At 68.6% G+C, this 14,496-nt stretch carries 15 protein-coding genes; 5 read left to right on the forward strand and 10 right to left on the reverse strand.

Annotated elements, in window-relative coordinates; all coding sequences use genetic code 11:
* Positions 1 to 15: 15 nt before the first annotated feature.
* The 5 genes from RZE79_RS19725 to RZE79_RS19745 form a co-directional block, all read right to left on the reverse strand.
* Positions 16 to 1,812 (reverse strand): putative porin, encoded by a 1,797-nt coding sequence (locus tag RZE79_RS19725; RefSeq protein ID WP_319356171.1) that lies wholly within the window; start codon positions 1,810 to 1,812, stop codon positions 16 to 18.
* A 71-nt stretch (positions 1,813 to 1,883) separates the two neighbouring features.
* On the reverse strand, positions 1,884 to 2,630 hold the full coding sequence (locus RZE79_RS19730) for a hypothetical protein (RefSeq protein ID WP_319356172.1): 747 nt from the start codon (positions 2,628 to 2,630) through the stop codon (positions 1,884 to 1,886).
* A gap of 10 nt (positions 2,631 to 2,640) precedes the next feature.
* A complete protein-coding gene (locus tag RZE79_RS19735) occupies positions 2,641 to 3,054 on the reverse strand; it encodes a biopolymer transporter ExbD (protein ID WP_062474100.1) in 414 nt (137 codons plus the stop codon).
* A gap of 12 nt (positions 3,055 to 3,066) precedes the next feature.
* Positions 3,067 to 4,872 carry a DUF2341 domain-containing protein gene (locus RZE79_RS19740; protein ID WP_319356175.1) on the reverse strand — a complete coding sequence of 602 codons (1,806 nt, stop codon included), beginning with the start codon at positions 4,870 to 4,872 and terminating at the stop codon, positions 3,067 to 3,069.
* A 61-nt stretch (positions 4,873 to 4,933) separates the two neighbouring features.
* A complete protein-coding gene (locus RZE79_RS19745) occupies positions 4,934 to 6,577 on the reverse strand; it encodes a ShlB/FhaC/HecB family hemolysin secretion/activation protein (protein ID WP_319356177.1) in 1,644 nt (547 codons plus the stop codon).
* Between the two features lie 492 nt (positions 6,578 to 7,069).
* Between RZE79_RS19745 and RZE79_RS19750 the strand changes: the two genes are divergently transcribed.
* A complete protein-coding gene (locus RZE79_RS19750; RefSeq protein ID WP_319356178.1) occupies positions 7,070 to 7,435 on the forward strand; it encodes a hypothetical protein in 366 nt (121 codons plus the stop codon).
* Between the two features lie 223 nt (positions 7,436 to 7,658).
* Here RZE79_RS19750 and RZE79_RS19755 read toward each other — a convergent pair whose 3' ends face one another.
* On the reverse strand, positions 7,659 to 7,916 hold the full coding sequence (locus RZE79_RS19755; RefSeq protein ID WP_153283473.1) for a hypothetical protein: 258 nt from the start codon (positions 7,914 to 7,916) through the stop codon (positions 7,659 to 7,661).
* Between the two features lie 241 nt (positions 7,917 to 8,157).
* Here RZE79_RS19755 and RZE79_RS19760 point away from each other — a divergent pair, with 241 nt between their 5' ends.
* Complete coding sequence (locus RZE79_RS19760) at positions 8,158 to 8,478, forward strand: hypothetical protein (RefSeq protein ID WP_319356180.1); 321 nt, start codon at positions 8,158 to 8,160, stop codon at positions 8,476 to 8,478.
* 23 nt (positions 8,479 to 8,501) lie between these two features.
* On the opposite strand, the gene RZE79_RS19765 is transcribed toward RZE79_RS19760, so the two are convergent.
* Entirely contained in the window at positions 8,502 to 8,999 is a 498-nt protein-coding gene (locus RZE79_RS19765; RefSeq protein ID WP_319356182.1) for a protein tyrosine phosphatase, read from the reverse strand.
* 792 nt (positions 9,000 to 9,791) lie between these two features.
* Between RZE79_RS19765 and RZE79_RS19770 the strand changes: the two genes are divergently transcribed.
* A complete protein-coding gene (locus RZE79_RS19770; protein WP_153283470.1) occupies positions 9,792 to 10,190 on the forward strand; it encodes a hypothetical protein in 399 nt (132 codons plus the stop codon).
* A 195-nt stretch (positions 10,191 to 10,385) separates the two neighbouring features.
* On the opposite strand, the gene RZE79_RS19775 is transcribed toward RZE79_RS19770, so the two are convergent.
* A complete protein-coding gene (locus RZE79_RS19775; RefSeq protein ID WP_319356183.1) occupies positions 10,386 to 10,802 on the reverse strand; it encodes an OsmC family protein in 417 nt (138 codons plus the stop codon).
* A gap of 191 nt (positions 10,803 to 10,993) precedes the next feature.
* Here RZE79_RS19775 and RZE79_RS19780 point away from each other — a divergent pair, with 191 nt between their 5' ends.
* Together RZE79_RS19780 and RZE79_RS19785 are read left to right on the forward strand one after the other, a co-directional pair.
* A complete protein-coding gene (locus tag RZE79_RS19780) occupies positions 10,994 to 11,206 on the forward strand; it encodes a hypothetical protein (RefSeq protein ID WP_319356185.1) in 213 nt (70 codons plus the stop codon).
* Between the two features lie 187 nt (positions 11,207 to 11,393).
* Positions 11,394 to 11,903, forward strand: a complete 510-nt coding sequence (locus RZE79_RS19785) for a hypothetical protein (protein WP_319356187.1) — start codon at positions 11,394 to 11,396, stop codon at positions 11,901 to 11,903.
* A gap of 37 nt (positions 11,904 to 11,940) precedes the next feature.
* Here RZE79_RS19785 and RZE79_RS19790 read toward each other — a convergent pair whose 3' ends face one another.
* Both RZE79_RS19790 and RZE79_RS19795 read right to left on the reverse strand, forming a co-directional pair.
* Positions 11,941 to 12,954, reverse strand: coding sequence for a lysylphosphatidylglycerol synthase domain-containing protein (locus RZE79_RS19790; protein WP_319356189.1), 1,014 nt, complete (start codon positions 12,952 to 12,954; stop codon positions 11,941 to 11,943).
* Positions 12,951 to 14,462, reverse strand: a complete 1,512-nt coding sequence (locus tag RZE79_RS19795; protein WP_319356191.1) for a hybrid sensor histidine kinase/response regulator — start codon at positions 14,460 to 14,462, stop codon at positions 12,951 to 12,953. Before RZE79_RS19795 ends, RZE79_RS19790 begins: the two co-directional genes overlap by 4 nt.
* Positions 14,463 to 14,496 lie beyond the last annotated feature (34 nt).

The following is a 14,496-nucleotide window of genomic DNA, read 5'->3' on the forward strand; positions in this document are numbered from 1 at the left end:
AACTCCTTCTTTTGCTTAGAAACGCGCATTGAATTCAAGCTGCAAGGTGTCGATCGACAGCGGCGGGCCGTAGACCTCCTTGGTCGAGATCCAGCGGCCGGTGAACCACATGTTCTTGTCGATCGCGTACGAGCCGCCCAGGAAGTAGCCGCGCGCGTTGGTGCCGCCACCATGGAAGCTCGAATCGTTGTAGCCGTCGGGCATGGCATCGGGCTCGATGCGCTTGTAGCCCGCGAGCACGTTCCAGTCGCCGCGCGCGGCCGGTGCCGGCTTGCCGTAGGTGGCCTGCACCATGTAGGCATTGCCGCCGCTCTTGAAGTCGGACTGCGTGGTGCCGCCGGTCGGGCCGAAGTTGTTCACGATGGCGCCGCGAAGGCCGCCGCGGGCCCAGATGCCGTTGGCGTCGTAGGCGTTGTTGCGCACGAAGTTGGCGTCCAGGCGCAGGTTGTTGCCGGCCACCTGGGTGTCCCAGCGCAGGTTCAGGTCGATCAGGCGGAACTTCGAGGCCAGGCCCACGTACTGCGGCTGCGGCGTGCCGGCCGGGTTGAGCGGGTCCAGCGAGATGTCGCGCAGCAGCATGAGCGTGTTGCCCTTCTGCATGAAGGCCGGGCGCGACCAGTCGGTGCTGCAGCCGTCGGCGCCCGCATACAGCGCGCAGGGCTCGGAGACCTGGCCGCTGATGTTGCGGAAGTTGTAGTACGCCAGCGCACCGCGCACGCGGTTGTCTTCGTTGATCTTCCAGTCGGCGCCCACCTGCGCGCCGAGCAGCCACTTGTTCTCGCTCTTCATCTTGCGCTGGCTGCGCGTGGGCGAGCCGTCGGCCGAGTACTCGAGCGGAATGAGGCCCAGCGTGCCGAACAGCGAGAGGTCGCGGTTCGCCGAGAGCTTCTTGTCGAACTGCGCGGCAATGCCGTCGAAGTTCAAGTCGCTCGAATACAGCAGGTCGGTCGACATGAAGGGGTTGCCGAAGCGCCCGCCAGTCACGGTGAGCCAGTCGGTCGGCTTGTGCGAGATCCACATCTGGTCGAGCCACACGCTCTTCTTGCCCAGGCCGCCGCCCAGCGTGGTGGTGGTCGAGACGGGGCTCTCGTCGCTGCCCGAGGCCAGGCGCACGCCGGCCTTGGTGTTCTCCGACAGGTCGGCCAGCAGGCCGACGCGGGCGCGGGCGCGGAACAGGTTGCGGCGGTCCTGGCGGGTGTTCAGGATCGACGGCAGCGACAGGTTGGTGTTCGGGTTGACGTCGTAGCCGCTGCCCTGGTTGAGCGAGGGCCAGTTGATCTCGATGTCGCTGTTGTTGCCGGCGTAGCTGCGCGATTCGTTGCGCACGCGCACGTCGCCTTCGAAGCGGATGCGCTTGCTCCACTCGGGCGTCTCGTTGGGCGCGGCCCAGCCTTCGTCCTTGGCCTGCGCCATGACCTGCGCCTTGACCTCGTCGCGGATCTGGTCGCGCACGGTCTGCGAGATGTAGGGCACGCGCACGTCGCCGGCTTCGAGGCGCATGCCGCCTGCGACCGTGGCCGATGCCGCGGTGGCCGACACGGCCGCCTGGCGCTGCGCCTGCTGCGCGGCGATGGCTTCGGTCTGGGCCTGCGCCAGCAGCGCTTCGCCGACGTCCTTGGCGAGCGTGCCGCTCTGGATGAGGCCGCGGATCAGCTTGACCATCGCGGATTCGCCGGCGGGTGCGGCGGCGGTCTGGGCCATGGCGGTGCCGGCCGACAGCACGAAGGCGGAGGCCACGGCCGCCGCGAGCGCGCACTGGCGCAGGGCCGGCATCGCGCCCCGGCGCGGGAGGGTGTTGTGGAGGGTGTTCATCGCTTCGTTCACTGGAGGGAAGGAGTCGTCGGGCCGGGCGTCGGCCGTAGAAAGATGGAAAGTCATGCGGATCACGGCCGGCGTCCCTTCATGGACACGCGCATCGGAAAGCGCATCGACGCCGGCGGACGTTCTTCGATGCGGTCGAGCCCGCGCAGCAGCGCCAGCACGGCTTCGTCGATGTCCTCGGTGCCGGTGCCGCGCACCAGCTGGGCGCGCGTGGTCTTGCCGTCGGCGCCGAGCCACAGGTCGATCTGGATGTCGTCGAACACCAGCTGGCGCGTGCGCGGATCGCGCGACAGCGCCTGCTGCAACATGCTCGACACGTAGCGCGCATACGAGCCGCTGCCCAGACCGCCGCCACCGCCGGTGCCGCTCATGCCGCCGCCGCTGCCGGCCTGGATGCCGAAGGCGTCGTTGCCAGCCTGGCCGGCGCTGTCCATGGTCACGGGGTCGCCCAGGTCTTTCGACGGGCTGGGCGGTGCGTCGTCCTTCGGGGCTTCGAGCGGCTCGACCGGCTTGGGCTCGGGCTCGACCACTTCGGGCTTGATCTTTTCCGGCTCGGGCTCGGGCAGCTTCTCGGGTTCGGGCGGCGGTGGCGGGGGCGGCGGCAGCATCAGCGTGGGCGCATCGGCCACCACGCGCTTCTGGCTCGCGGTGTCGGACAACAGCCGCCACACGAGCAGCGCCAGCGCCACGACGATCACCAGGCCGATGACCATCCCGCCCCAGCGGCGCCAGAGCGCGGCCGTGCCACCTGCGCCGCTGGAGCGCGGCGCAGGCGAGGCAGAAGAAGAAATCGGGTCGCGAGGGTTCACGCTGCGGTCCTCACTTCTGCTTGCCGGTCACGAGGCCGATCTGGTTCAGCTCGATGCGGCGCAGCAGGTCGAGCACGTCGACCACCTTCGCGTACTGCACGCTGGCATCGCCGCGCACGATCACGGGAAAGTCGGGCGACAGCGCCTTCTCTGTGCGCAGGCGCTCCTCGAGCTCGGGCAGCGTGACCGGATACGCGTCGAGGAACACGTTGCCCGCGTTGTCGATCGTGATGGCCTTGGTCTTGGGCTTCTCAAGCGCCACCGAGGCGCTGGCCTTCGGCAGGTCGACCTTGATGCCCGGGATGCTGGCGTTGCTGGTGAGGATGAAGATCACCAGCACCACCAGCAGCACGTCGACGAAGGGCGTGATATTGATGCCGCCCGTGCGCTTGCGCACGGCGAACTTCGCGGCTGTGTTTGCCATGGTGCGCGGTCCTCAGGCGCGGCGCGCCTGCACGGCCACCGGCAGCGAGCGGCCCTCGCCCTGCTCTTCGGCCAGGCGCGTGACGAACTCGTCGACGAACACGGCCATGTCGGCGCCGATGGCGTCCGAGCGCGAGGCCAGCCAGTTGTAGCCGAACAGCGCGGGAATCGCGACGCCCAGGCCGGCAGCGGTACACAGCAGCGCGGCGGCCATGCCGGGCGCGACCGAGTTGATGTCCACGGCGCCGGCCATGGCCGCCACCACGAACACCAGCATGATGCCGATCACGGTACCGAACAGGCCCACGTACGGTGCGCCTTCGATGGTGGTCGAGAGCCAGTTCATGCGCTTGGACATGCGCTCGGTCTCGCGCACCATCACGCCGTCCATCGCGGCGCGGATGGCGCCGATGGTGGAGGCCGACACGGCGTTCAGGTCGTAGCCGCGGTCGTGGCGGCGGCGCATCTCTTCGATGGCCACTTCATACAGGCGCCACAGCGAAGAATCGGTACGCACCTCTTGCGGCACGGTGTTGTTGGTGGCCAGGCGGTCGAGCGGCGCGCCGGCCGCTTCGCGGAAGTGCTCGATGAAGGTCGCGTTGGCGCGCGAGGTGGCGCCGAAGTTGCGGCCCTTGCCGATCATGATGGCCCACGACAGCACCATCATCAGGCCCAGCAGGCCGACGACGATCCACGCGTCCAGCGGCATCGCGGCCAGGATGAAGCCGAAGTGGCTCTTGCCCGCCTGCTGCTCGTCGGCACCGAAAGCGGCCAGGCGCGACTCGGCGCCTTGCGACACGGCGTCGGCCAGCAGGAGCGCGTCGGGGCGAGCAACCTTCGACAGGCGCACTTCGTCGATCGCGCCGGTGAACGGGGCGAAGCCTTCGGCGGGCGCAGTGCCCGACGCAGCGGCTGCGGCCGGTGCATCGGCGCCAATCGCGGCGGCGGTGTTCAACGCAGGCAGCTTGGCCGCCAGCGACACGGCCGGACGGCCGCCCACATACAGCGCGACGCTGTCGCCTTCGGCCTTCACCGCAAGGTGCGACCACTGGCCGGCCTGCATCGGCTGGCCCGGTGTGCTGCGCTGGCCGTTCACCTGCACGAAGGGCACGCCCTGGTCGATGCCGACCACGAGTTCGCCGGCGCCGTCGCGGCGCGCATAGATCGCCTGGCGCGCGCCGAGCGAATCGGGCTTCACCCAGGCGGAGAAGGTCAGCGTGCCGCCGGCCGTCACGGCCAGCGACGGCGTGGCGGGCAGCATCAGCGCGCCGCTGCCGAGTTGCGCGCCCTTGCCGATGACCGTGCCTTCGACGGGCACCGCCGCAGTCTGGCCGTTGTTGCCGTAGGCCGTGGTGTCGCGCGGCGGCACCGCGCCTTCGGCGAAGTGATAGACCAGCGTGTAGTCGGGGTCGAAGCTGCGCTGGCCGTTGCCCGAGGCCGGGGCCTTGGGGTTGCCGTAGTACATCCAGAGCTTTTGCGGCGTGCCGGCCGAGACGTTGGGCACGTCGACCCAGATCAGCGCCATGCCCAGCAGCGGATCGAACTGTTCGATCTGGTGGTTGAGCACGGTCTTGTCGTCACCCGCGACAAAGCGCAGGTCGGCGCCGGTCTCGCTCACGCCTTCGAACTTGAAGTTGCCCGTGTGCAGGCGCACCAGCACCGGCACGCGGCCGGCATCGCTGCCGATGGCGCCGGCCTGCGGGCCGCCGTCGATGGTGACGGGTTTGCGGTAGGCCCACTCGGCCTGCCACCAGGCATGGGCCAGGCCCGGCAGGAGCGTGCTCAACAGCGTGAGCGCGATGAAAAGAAGTCGTCGCATGACAGGGTTCTCCGGAAAGCTCGTGGAATGAGAAAAAAATCGAATGAAAGAGGAAAGGCCGTCAGTAGCTCGCAGTGATGCTGAAATTCACCTGCGGGTCGTGTTTCTTGGTGCGCGGCCCGTCGACCAGCGGATAGCCGATGTCGACGCGGCCCGAGAAATAGGTGCCGACCTTGAAGGTCGTGCCCACGCCCACCGAATACAGCGAGAAGCGCTCGGCCTGCTCGGGCAGCGGGCTCTTCAGGCGCAGCCGCGCCGCATCGACGAAGGCGTACACGCGCCAGTTCTCGACGGTGCTGCCCAGGAAGGTGAGCGGCTTGCTGCGCAGTTCGACCGAGCCGACCACGCCATAGTCACCCGTGGCTTCGGCCGAGAGATAGCCGCGCACCGAGTTCATGCCGCCCGCGGCGATCTGCTCGCTCGAGACGAGCGGCGAGTCGGTCATCTGCGCGTTGACGCGGAACGCCACCTGCGTGCCGCCTTCGAAGCTGTGCGCGCCGTTGAGGTCGGTCTTCAGCACCATGAAGCTGGGCGAGGCCTTGTAGCGCTTGTAGTCGAAGGCCTCCCAGTCGCTGCCGTACTTGAACGAACTGCTCGTGCCCGCCACCAGCGACACGCCCACGCCGTACTGGCTCTTGTCGGTCTGGCGGAAGCCCGAGTACGACAGCGTGATCGGCGCGTACTTGAGCGGCACCGTGTCGCCGCTGCCCTTGAGCGTCAGCGCTTCCTTGTTGTTCTTGAAGTCGATGCCCACGCTGAAGGCGTGCCACCAGTTGCCGCTGTTCGGCACCGTGTAGGTCGCCTTCAGGCCGATCGAGTGGCCCTTGCCCAGCACGGTGGTGCCGCCGACGGTGGCCACGTTGCTGTCGGACACGAAGGCGTTGGCTTCGAGGCTCCAGTTCGTGCCCTTGAGCGGCGCGTTGTACGAGGCCGAGAACACCTGCGTCTGGTTCAGGTCCTGCGGCGCGCCGAAGAAGCTGATGGAAGCGCTGTGGCCCATCTGCCAGAGGTTGTCGTGGCCCAGCGAAGCGCTGGCGCGCAGCTTGCGCGTGTCGGCGCTGTAGTCGTTGTTGAGGCCGACGCTGCCGCGCCACGGGCTCTGGTCTTCGACCTTCAGGTCGACGTCCATCGTGCCCGGCATCGCACCGGGTCGCACCAGCGGCATCACCTGGCGCTTGGGGCCGCGGTTGAGCGCGGTGAGCTCGGCCTGCGCGGTGTTGAAGTTGGGCACGCCGCCCTCCTTCAGCGCCGGCACCTGGTCGCGCACGTCGAGGGGCGAGTTGTACTCGGCGCCCACCACGCGCACGCGGCCCACGCGGGTCTCGTTGACCTGCAGGAACACCACGCCCTGGGTGACCTGTTGTTCAGGCAGGTCGACGTACACCGACTGGTAGCCCGCCGCCTGGTAGGCCGCGAGCAGCGCGTCGCGTGCGCCCTCCACGTCCTTCAGCGTGCGCTCGGGGCCGAGGAACGGCGTGACCGCGTTTTCGATGGCGCGGGCGTCGAGCACGGTGTTGCCGCGCACGATGTATTCGGCGATGTCGACCTTGCGGGCCGGCTCGGTGGCCGCGGCCGCGGCCGGCGCCGGCGTGGAGACAGCGGCAGGTGCTTGTGCGAAGGCGCCCATCGGGGCACCGATCGCCATCACTGCCAGCCACACCGCTCTCCAGCAGGTCGGCGGCGCGTTGTTCTTCATGTCATGCATTTACAGCTCGGTTCTCAAGGATGAAGCTCGCGTGGCAGCGGCTCATGGTGGAGAGCCTTCATGTCGCTGCTGCGTACCGATACCTAGACGCACGGCGCGCGCGGCGACTGCCGTTTGTCACGAAAACTTCATCAAGAAATCGGGAGGAGGTCCGGCGCGGTGGGGTTCGCGCGGATAAGAAGAAGGGCCTCGGCGTGGGAGGCCCTTGTTTGTTTTTGGTCGTGAAGCGGTGCTTCATCGACGGCCGCTTGCCTCCATCCCGGCCTTCCCCCGGGAGGGGAAGGAGCAAGACCGCCAGGCCATCGCTTGCCTGTGTTTGTATTTCTCCCTCCCCTCCCGGGGGAGGGTCGGGGTGGGGGCACGACGGCCTTCACCACAACGACGGTCAGCCCTTCGACAACCGTCTTCTTCCTGTCTTGCAAGCAGTCCAGACTGCGCGGTCGATCGCCGCATCCGCTCGGCGATCCTTCATCTTTTCTTCAGGGGACGACGATGCACGTCGGTGTGTGGCTGTGGGGTGTGGCGCTCGGCGTGGCTTGCGTCGGCGCGGCTGCGCAGCCATCGTCGGCCGACGACGGCGACAGCAGCTGCGTTGAAGTGGTGGTGAACGGCGAGCGCACGCCCGCCTACGACTGCCTGACCCGCAAGCTCTCGCCCACCCTGCCGGCACGCGGGCCGGACGACGCGGCGCCCGGGCTCGCCTCGGAAGCGATCACGCAGCGCCCGGGCAATCAGCTGGGGTTGTTCAATCGCGCGGCGACCGGGCATCGCATGGGCAACACCTTCGGCACCTCGGTGCATCCGCAGCGTCCGCCGCCGGTGGTGCCGACGTCGCCGCTGCTGTCGCCCCGCCGCTGAGCGACGCCATGCGCAAAGAAGGGACGGGCGTTCAGAGTTGCTGGGTCACCAGCACGACGAGCCCGGCCAGCGAAATGGCGGCGCCTGCGGCTTTCCTGAAATTCTTCAACATGGCATGCACTCCATCGGTAGCACCCGATGGTGCCCCGCCGACGGGCGCAGCGGATTTGGCAATCCCGATGGCTGGAATAGAAAAACTTCAACCGCCAGGCGATGCGTCCGGTCAGCCCGGCTGCAGGGCCGTGCGGGTTTCGGCGAGCGACAGGCGCTCGCGGGCGAACTGGCTGGCGCGCAGGCGCACGCGCGCCACCGCGGCGTCCATCGAAGGCTGCTGCATGAAGACGACCACGCCGCGCTTGAGCCCGCGCAAGCTGAGTTCGGCGACGCCCGCATAACGGCCAGCTGCGGTCTGGCGGATGTCGATCTTGCTGGACCAACCGTCGGGCAGTTCGACGAAAAGATGTTGCTGTGTGGCGCTCATGACGGAGTGAATCCTAGGGCTACTACCGACGCCAGCCGAGCAAATAGTCCCTAGGTATTAGCATTTAATTTCTTTTGATAACAATTTCACGCCCAGCGCGAGAAAAGGGACCTCATGTGTAAACACCGGCATGACTTTCGGCACTCGAACCGAAGCGCCGCGCCGTCTAGGATGGAGCGGCCGTGATCCGTCTCTCCCTTTCCGCGCGTCCGCCCGATCTGCCTGCCTCCCCCGCCGCCGCATGAAGGATGAGACGCACACCGCCGAACACCTCTACACCGTCGAAGTCGAGGGGCGCAACGTCACGGTGCGGGACGTGATGGTGGCGGCGTTCACCTACCGCATCAAACTCGAGGAACTGCTGGGCTCCCCCCGACAGGTCGTGCACTGCTACCGGCTCTGGCGCCGGCTCGAGCAGCCCGACGAGCCGCCCATGACCCGCCTGGACATCAAGTACGCGACCGCCTGGCGCGACGCGCACGAACAGGCCTGGCAGGTCGCGCAGGTGTTTCTCACCGAGCCGCACACCAAGACCTTCGTGCTCCGGCTCGCCATTCCCTGACCTCTGACCCCTGACGCTGCGCGTCAGCGCATGTGCGCCATGTCGCGGATGTCGGCGCGCAGTGCGCTGCGGTCGGCGCCCAGAAGCGGCAGGTTGATCAGCAATTCGAGCCGCCGACGCAGCGAATACAGCACCTGGATCGCGCCGTGCGCGGCGTCGTCCGGGCCGGTATCGGCGCCCGCCACGTCCGGATAAGGCCACAGCGCCGCATCAGGCTGGCCGGGCCAGCGCGGCTGCAGCGGTTCGAGCGCCGGATCGAGCGTGATGACGAAATCCACCCGGGGCGACCCCGCGCGCGCGAACAGATCCCAGCCGCGCGGCGGCGATGTCGGCAAGGCCATGCCGGCGCTGCCCAGCGCCTCGACGGCGGCGGGGTGCACGTCCGCCGCGAGCCGCCCGGGCTGCCCGCACGAGCGCACCGCGAAACGCTTCGAATCCAGGTGAGCGAGGCAGGCCTCGGCCAGCACGCTGCGCAGCGAATTGCGCCGCGAGACAAAAACGACTTCGATCCGTTGCTGCATGTCGAACGACTATAGCCACGGGGTGTGGCAGGTGTGTGCCGGGGCGCGCCGACCCTCTTGCGCTCGTCTGTTTACCTTTGGCAATGCGGGCATGACAAATTAGTGTAAACACTGGTAAACCGTGGGGAGATGCCCGGCGTTAGAACCGAATGTGGACATCCGACCCTTCCCTTGTTGCCCTCGCCTTCCTGGTCGGTCTTGCTGCGGGCGTGACGCTCATGAGCATGCTGGCGGTCCTGCGTTCCGACCAGGATCTCCCGCCCTCCGAGCGCACGCGGCGGTAAGACGCAGAACCCGAGGCCCTCTGCCTCCAGCACTGCACCGGCCGGTGTAAGCGGGCGCGCTTGTTTTTGAGCGCCGCGGGCCGTGCCGCCGTGCCGTCCCGTCGAGCGTTGCACGCCACCTGCCAAGCCTGCTCCGGATGCAAGTTTGTCGGCCTGCGTCAACCCCCGGTCCGCTGTCGCATCGCTTGCGACGACGAGGTAACACCAAATGATTAGCCGCCTTGCGCGACCTGCGCACCGCCTGTGAGCGCCCCTGTTTCGCCCCGGACAGGTGCCCTCGCGCGGGCACTCACCGCAACGCGCCCCACACCCGGCAATATTTAACGCAAAGCAACGATTGTTACGCTCTTTGTGTCGTTGCAGATGCACGTCTGTTGCATTCGTGCGGCCTTCCGGACACGGCACGACGATACTGTTTCCGCCTCAATGCTTGCGTTCCTTGCGCGGCAACTGCGCGCCGGGGGACACGACGTGAGGCACATCATCCAACTCGCTCATGTAAGAAGAAATGAACAAACTGCTCGCACTCGTCATCGTGGCTGCTGCCATCACCGCTTGCTCCAAGCAAGAGTCCACGCCCGCAGCACCAGCCGCACCCGCAGCACCTGCGGCCACGGCACCGGCCACGCCGGCACCCGCTCCGGCCGCCAGCGCACCGGCCGCCGCAGCGCCCGCTGCCACCACCACGGCATCGGCCGACGTGCCCAAGGAATGCCAGGAATACCTGGACAAGGTGAGCGCCTGCGTGGGCAAGCAAAGCGGTGCCGCCGCCGACGCGCTCAAGGGCAGCCTCGAGCAGACCAAGGCCACCTGGGCCAGCTACGGCGCCAACGCCGCACAACTCGGCGCTGCCTGCAAGGCCGCTTCCGACGCCTTCGCCGCACAAGCCACGGCCATGAAGTGCTGATGCGCTGAGTCGCTGACGCCGGCGAGGCCACCCTCGCCGTGCGACGCGACACACACCTCCTCGTCCGCGACGAGGAGGCGCCGTCCCCACAGCGGACGGCACCATCCAGGCCCGCCGGACTGCAAGCTTCCGCGTCAGCCACGGACCTTCCGTCCGAACTCACCTTTCCAGCACAAGAACCGTCGCGAGCCCTACTCAGGCCACGGCCGCCGCCGCCCCGCGCTCGCTCGTGATCTCGGCGCCTTCACGCATGGTCTTCGTGACCGGCGTGTTGGCCACCACCTCGAGCAAACGGCTCCACTGCACATCGGTCAGCGGCCCGCTGGCGTGCAGCACGCGATGGATGTGCGCCTTGCCGTCCGCATCCTTCGTGAAGCTCAGCTCGGCCTTGAACTCGCCGAGCTCCCAGCCCTTGCGCTGGGCATACATGCGCAGCGTGATCGCGGTGCAGGCGCAGAGCGCGGCCAGGTAGTAGTCGTACGGCGCCGGTCCCGCGCCCTGCCCGCCCAGCGACGCCGGCTCGTCCGCCACGAGCTGGAACTTGCCGACCTGGATGCGGTGATTGAAATTGACGCCGGTCGAGACGATCGTTGCGCTAACGCCGTGGGCCATGGGGTGTGCTCCTGTTGACAAGCACGCATTCTGGCGCGGCCGGAACGCCCAAGACATCGGTGCCATCGGGGTTGATCCAGGCGCCCATAATCTTCGCCGGGCGGCCATGCCAGGGGTCGCCAGCCACCCGTTACCCAAGCCGCTGTACACGGGCGCGCCGCCTTCCTGCCTGGCATCGACGGAACGACACCATGAGCGCACTGCACATGTTTCTACCGGTCTCCGAGCCCGCGCGCAGCGAGGCGCTGGCGCAGTTCATCAAGACACACCACATTCCCCGCCATCTCGTGAGAGGCATCTCGCACAAGACGCCCGACGAGTGCGGGCCGCCTGCGCCGGTTCGCACCCCACAGGAATTGCCACAGGCGTCGGGCCTGCCAGCGACTGCATCGGCGCAAGGCTGACAAGTCTTCGTCTCGCCGTTCGTGCACAAGGTGCGAGCGCGTGCGTGCGTGCGCCCTTCTTCCAGCGCAACGCGCCAACTGCGGCGCCGGCCTTTCGCATCGAAAATCCACAATCGCTACACCAACAATCGGTCACACTGGCGACACCACAAAAAGGAAGTTCGCGTTGGTGCGACATACTTCACGCATGCGAATTAATCACATCGAAGCCAGCCATCCATCGATGCGCTCGTTTCGCGAGCCGGCCATGACGGAATTGAGGGTCAGCTGGGAGCACACCTTTCCCGACGACGGTTCGAAGCTGGTCGTTCATTCGAACTGGATTTCCAACACGCCCGCCACGCAGGCCTACATCGAGGCCATGATTGCCCGCGTCGCGGAGATGGACCCCGCGCCCCTGTGCAGCTTCGAGAAGCGCCAGGCGGTGCCGTCGCGCTCGTTGCCGCCGGACCTCGGCACCTTCACCTCGGCCGAGTTCTGGAAGGTGGCCGGGATCCTGCACCTGCAGGCCACGCCGTCCCTCGCGGCGGCGCGCCTCGTGCTGGTCGAGGGCATGCGCCCGGCCAAGGCAGCACGGCAGCTCAACACGAGCCCGCAGGCGTTGACCAACACCCTGCGAAAGATCCGCACCGAGCGCGCGACCTCCTCGCGCCTGGGGCGGATGCCGCCCGACGACACCCCGCCGCAGGCGCCCTGAGCAGCCACCGGGCAGCCCCTGCGGACCGCGCCATCGGTCACTGCCCCTGCACGTCCTCCTGCCCGTCCTCCTGCCCGACCGGATGGCGGGCCGCATAGCGCTCCAACAGCAGGTACAGCACGATGCCGCCGGCCAGCGGCAGCAGGTAATAGAGCGCGCGGTACGCCAGCACGGCGCCCATGAGCGTGCCCTGGCGCACGGTGCCCGAGAGCAGCGCCAGGTAGACGGCCTCGAGCACGCCGAGGCCGGCCGGGATCGGCGTCACCACACCGACGATCGACGCCGCCAGCAGCACGCCCAGCACGGTCGCGTACGGCACCTTCTGGCCGAGCAGCAGGTACATGGCGCCGCCCATCACGGCCCAGTTGACGCTGGAGAGCGCGAGCTGCACCAGCGCCAGCTGCGCCGACGGCAGCTCGAGCCGCCGTCCCTTCACCTGCCAGTGGCGGCCGTGCAGGAAGACACAGGCCACCACGTAGGCGACGGCCAGCAGCACCATCAGCACGCCGAGCGCGCGAAAGGCGTCGACGCCCAGGTGCGCCTCGCGCGGCGGCGCGATGGCGCCCGCCGCGAACAGGCCGCCGGCCAGCAGCCCGTAGCCGAGCCAGTTGGTCGCCAGGCTGATGCCGACGATCTGCGCCACCGTGGCCTCGTCCAGCCCGGCGCGCGCATAGAGCCGCGCACGCAACGCGATGCCGCCGACCAGCGACCCCAGGTTGAGATTGAAGGCATAGCTCACGACCGCGATGGCCCAGCTTCGCCAGCGCGGCAGCCGATGCCGCGTGTGGCGCCGCCCGATCAGGTCGAAGCATCCGTACAGCGCATGGCTCAGCGTGGCGACCCCGAGCACGCCGAGCAGCAGCGTCGCGGGATAGCGCTGCAGCGCCTCCCATGCACCTGCCCAGTCGACCTTGTGCGCGTGCGACAGCAGGAGGCCCAGCACCACGAGCCCGAGCACCGGCAGCGCCCAGCGACGGCAGCGGTGCCACAGCGGCGGCTTGCCCGCGCCCGCCGCGGGGCCCGACGCGATCGTGGTGACATGGCGATTCATGAGGAACCTCCCGTGCCGCGCAGCACCGCAAGGAGCGCCGCTAGGTCGAGCGGCTTGAGCAGGTGGTGGTCGAACCCGGCGGCGGCGATGCGCTCCTTGTCGCCCTGCTGGCCCCAGCCCGTCAGCGCGACGAGCACAAGGCCGCTCAGTGCCGCGTCGGCGCGCAGCCGGGTCGCGAGTTCGAAGCCGTCCATGCCCGGCATGCCGATGTCCAGGATCGCGAGCCCCGGCAGCGGCCCCTCGGCCACCAGCGCGAGCGCGGCATCGCCGCTGTAGGCCACGCGCGGCGAGGCGCCCATCGAGCGCAGCAGGTCGCCCAGCGCATCGGCCGCGTCGCGGTTGTCGTCGACGATCAGCACCGTGCCCGGCAGCGTGGCGGGCCAGCCCGCGATGGCAGGCGCCGGCACGGGCTGCGGACCGCCCCGGTCGCCGATCAGCGGCAGGCGCACGCAAAACGTCGCCCCTTGCCCGAGCCCCGCGCTGGTGGCCTCGACGCTGCCGCCGTGCAGTTCGACCAGGCTCTTGACCAGCGTCAACCCGATGCCCAATCCGCCCTGCGCGGCCTTCGACGTGCTGCTCACCTGCACGAACATCTCGAAGATCGAGCGCAGCATGTCGGGCGCCAGGCCGGCGCCGTTGTCGCGGACCTCGATCACGGCGCTGCGCGCCTCGCGCCGCAGCGCGACGTTGATCTGCCCGCCCGGTGCCGTGTACTTGGCGGCGTTGTTGAGCAGGTTCGAGAACACCTGCGTGAGCCGGACCGCGTCGCCGCGCACCACGAGCGCTTCGCTGGGCAGGTCCATGCGCAGCGCATGCTTGGCGCCCTCGAGCATGGGCCGGCTCAGCTCAAGGGCGTCCTTGATCACCGCGGGGAGCGCCACGGCCTCCATGCGCAGTTCGATCTTGCCGCGCGTGATGCGCGAGACTTCCATGAGGTCGTTCACCAGACGCACCATGTGGTCGATCTGGCGGCCCATGAGCTCGTAGTAGCGCAACGCCTCGGCGGGCTCGTGCGCCTTGCGCTTGAGCAGCGTCAGCGCGGTGCTCATCGGCGCCAGCGGATTGCGCAGTTCGTGCGCCAGCGTGGCCAGGAACTCGGTCTTGCGCTGGTCGGCCTCGCGCAGCCCGCTCAGCAGGTCGCGCATCTGGTACTGGCGGTTGCGCGCGCGCAGCGCCGCACGCACCGTGCTCACCAGCGAGGCCACGCGCACCGGCCGTTCAATGACCGTGACGTTGGCCAGCCGGCGCATCGCATCGGCAATGACCGCCGAGTCCGCGCCCTGGCGCGCCAGGATCAGCACCGGCAGGTCGGACCACGGCGGCTGCGAGGCGAGCGCCTCGGTCAGCGCGGCGGCGGCCGGATCGGACAGCGCCTCCTCGGCCAGCAGCACCGCGCCGGCCCCCTCCTGCACGCCGTGCACGAGCGCGCAAAGATCGGGGCAGGCGTGCGAAGCGACCTGGGCGCGTTCGAGCACGGCGGTGGCCATGACGGCGTCCCTCGAGGTCATGGTGCGCAGAAGGATGCGCTGTTCGATGGCAGCG

The sequence above is a fragment of the Variovorax sp. EBFNA2 genome (genome assembly GCF_033802765.1).
GTDB classification, from domain to species: domain Bacteria; phylum Pseudomonadota; class Gammaproteobacteria; order Burkholderiales; family Burkholderiaceae_C; genus Variovorax; species Variovorax paradoxus_H.

Excerpts from the sequence above, each read along its gene's own strand:
- RZE79_RS19725 (WP_319356171.1), bottom strand. The coding sequence starts at position 1,812 with ATGAACACCCTCCACAACACCCTCCCGCGCCGGGGCGCGATGCCGGCC.
- RZE79_RS19735 (WP_062474100.1), bottom strand. The coding sequence starts at position 3,054 with ATGGCAAACACAGCCGCGAAGTTCGCCGTGCGCAAGCGCACGGGCGGC.
- RZE79_RS19740 (WP_319356175.1), bottom strand. The coding sequence starts at position 4,872 with ATGCGACGACTTCTTTTCATCGCGCTCACGCTGTTGAGCACGCTCCTG.
- RZE79_RS19745 (WP_319356177.1), bottom strand. The coding sequence starts at position 6,577 with ATGCATGACATGAAGAACAACGCGCCGCCGACCTGCTGGAGAGCGGTG.
- RZE79_RS19750 (WP_319356178.1), top strand. The coding sequence starts at position 7,070 with ATGCACGTCGGTGTGTGGCTGTGGGGTGTGGCGCTCGGCGTGGCTTGC.
- RZE79_RS19755 (WP_153283473.1), bottom strand. The coding sequence starts at position 7,916 with ATGAGCGCCACACAGCAACATCTTTTCGTCGAACTGCCCGACGGTTGG.
- RZE79_RS19760 (WP_319356180.1), top strand. The coding sequence starts at position 8,158 with ATGAAGGATGAGACGCACACCGCCGAACACCTCTACACCGTCGAAGTC.
- RZE79_RS19765 (WP_319356182.1), bottom strand. The coding sequence starts at position 8,999 with ATGCAGCAACGGATCGAAGTCGTTTTTGTCTCGCGGCGCAATTCGCTG.
- RZE79_RS19770 (WP_153283470.1), top strand. The coding sequence starts at position 9,792 with ATGAACAAACTGCTCGCACTCGTCATCGTGGCTGCTGCCATCACCGCT.
- RZE79_RS19775 (WP_319356183.1), bottom strand. The coding sequence starts at position 10,802 with ATGGCCCACGGCGTTAGCGCAACGATCGTCTCGACCGGCGTCAATTTC.
- RZE79_RS19780 (WP_319356185.1), top strand. The coding sequence starts at position 10,994 with ATGAGCGCACTGCACATGTTTCTACCGGTCTCCGAGCCCGCGCGCAGC.
- RZE79_RS19785 (WP_319356187.1), top strand. The coding sequence starts at position 11,394 with ATGCGAATTAATCACATCGAAGCCAGCCATCCATCGATGCGCTCGTTT.
- RZE79_RS19790 (WP_319356189.1), bottom strand. The coding sequence starts at position 12,954 with ATGAATCGCCATGTCACCACGATCGCGTCGGGCCCCGCGGCGGGCGCG.
- RZE79_RS19795 (WP_319356191.1), bottom strand. The coding sequence starts at position 14,462 with ATGACCTCGAGGGACGCCGTCATGGCCACCGCCGTGCTCGAACGCGCC.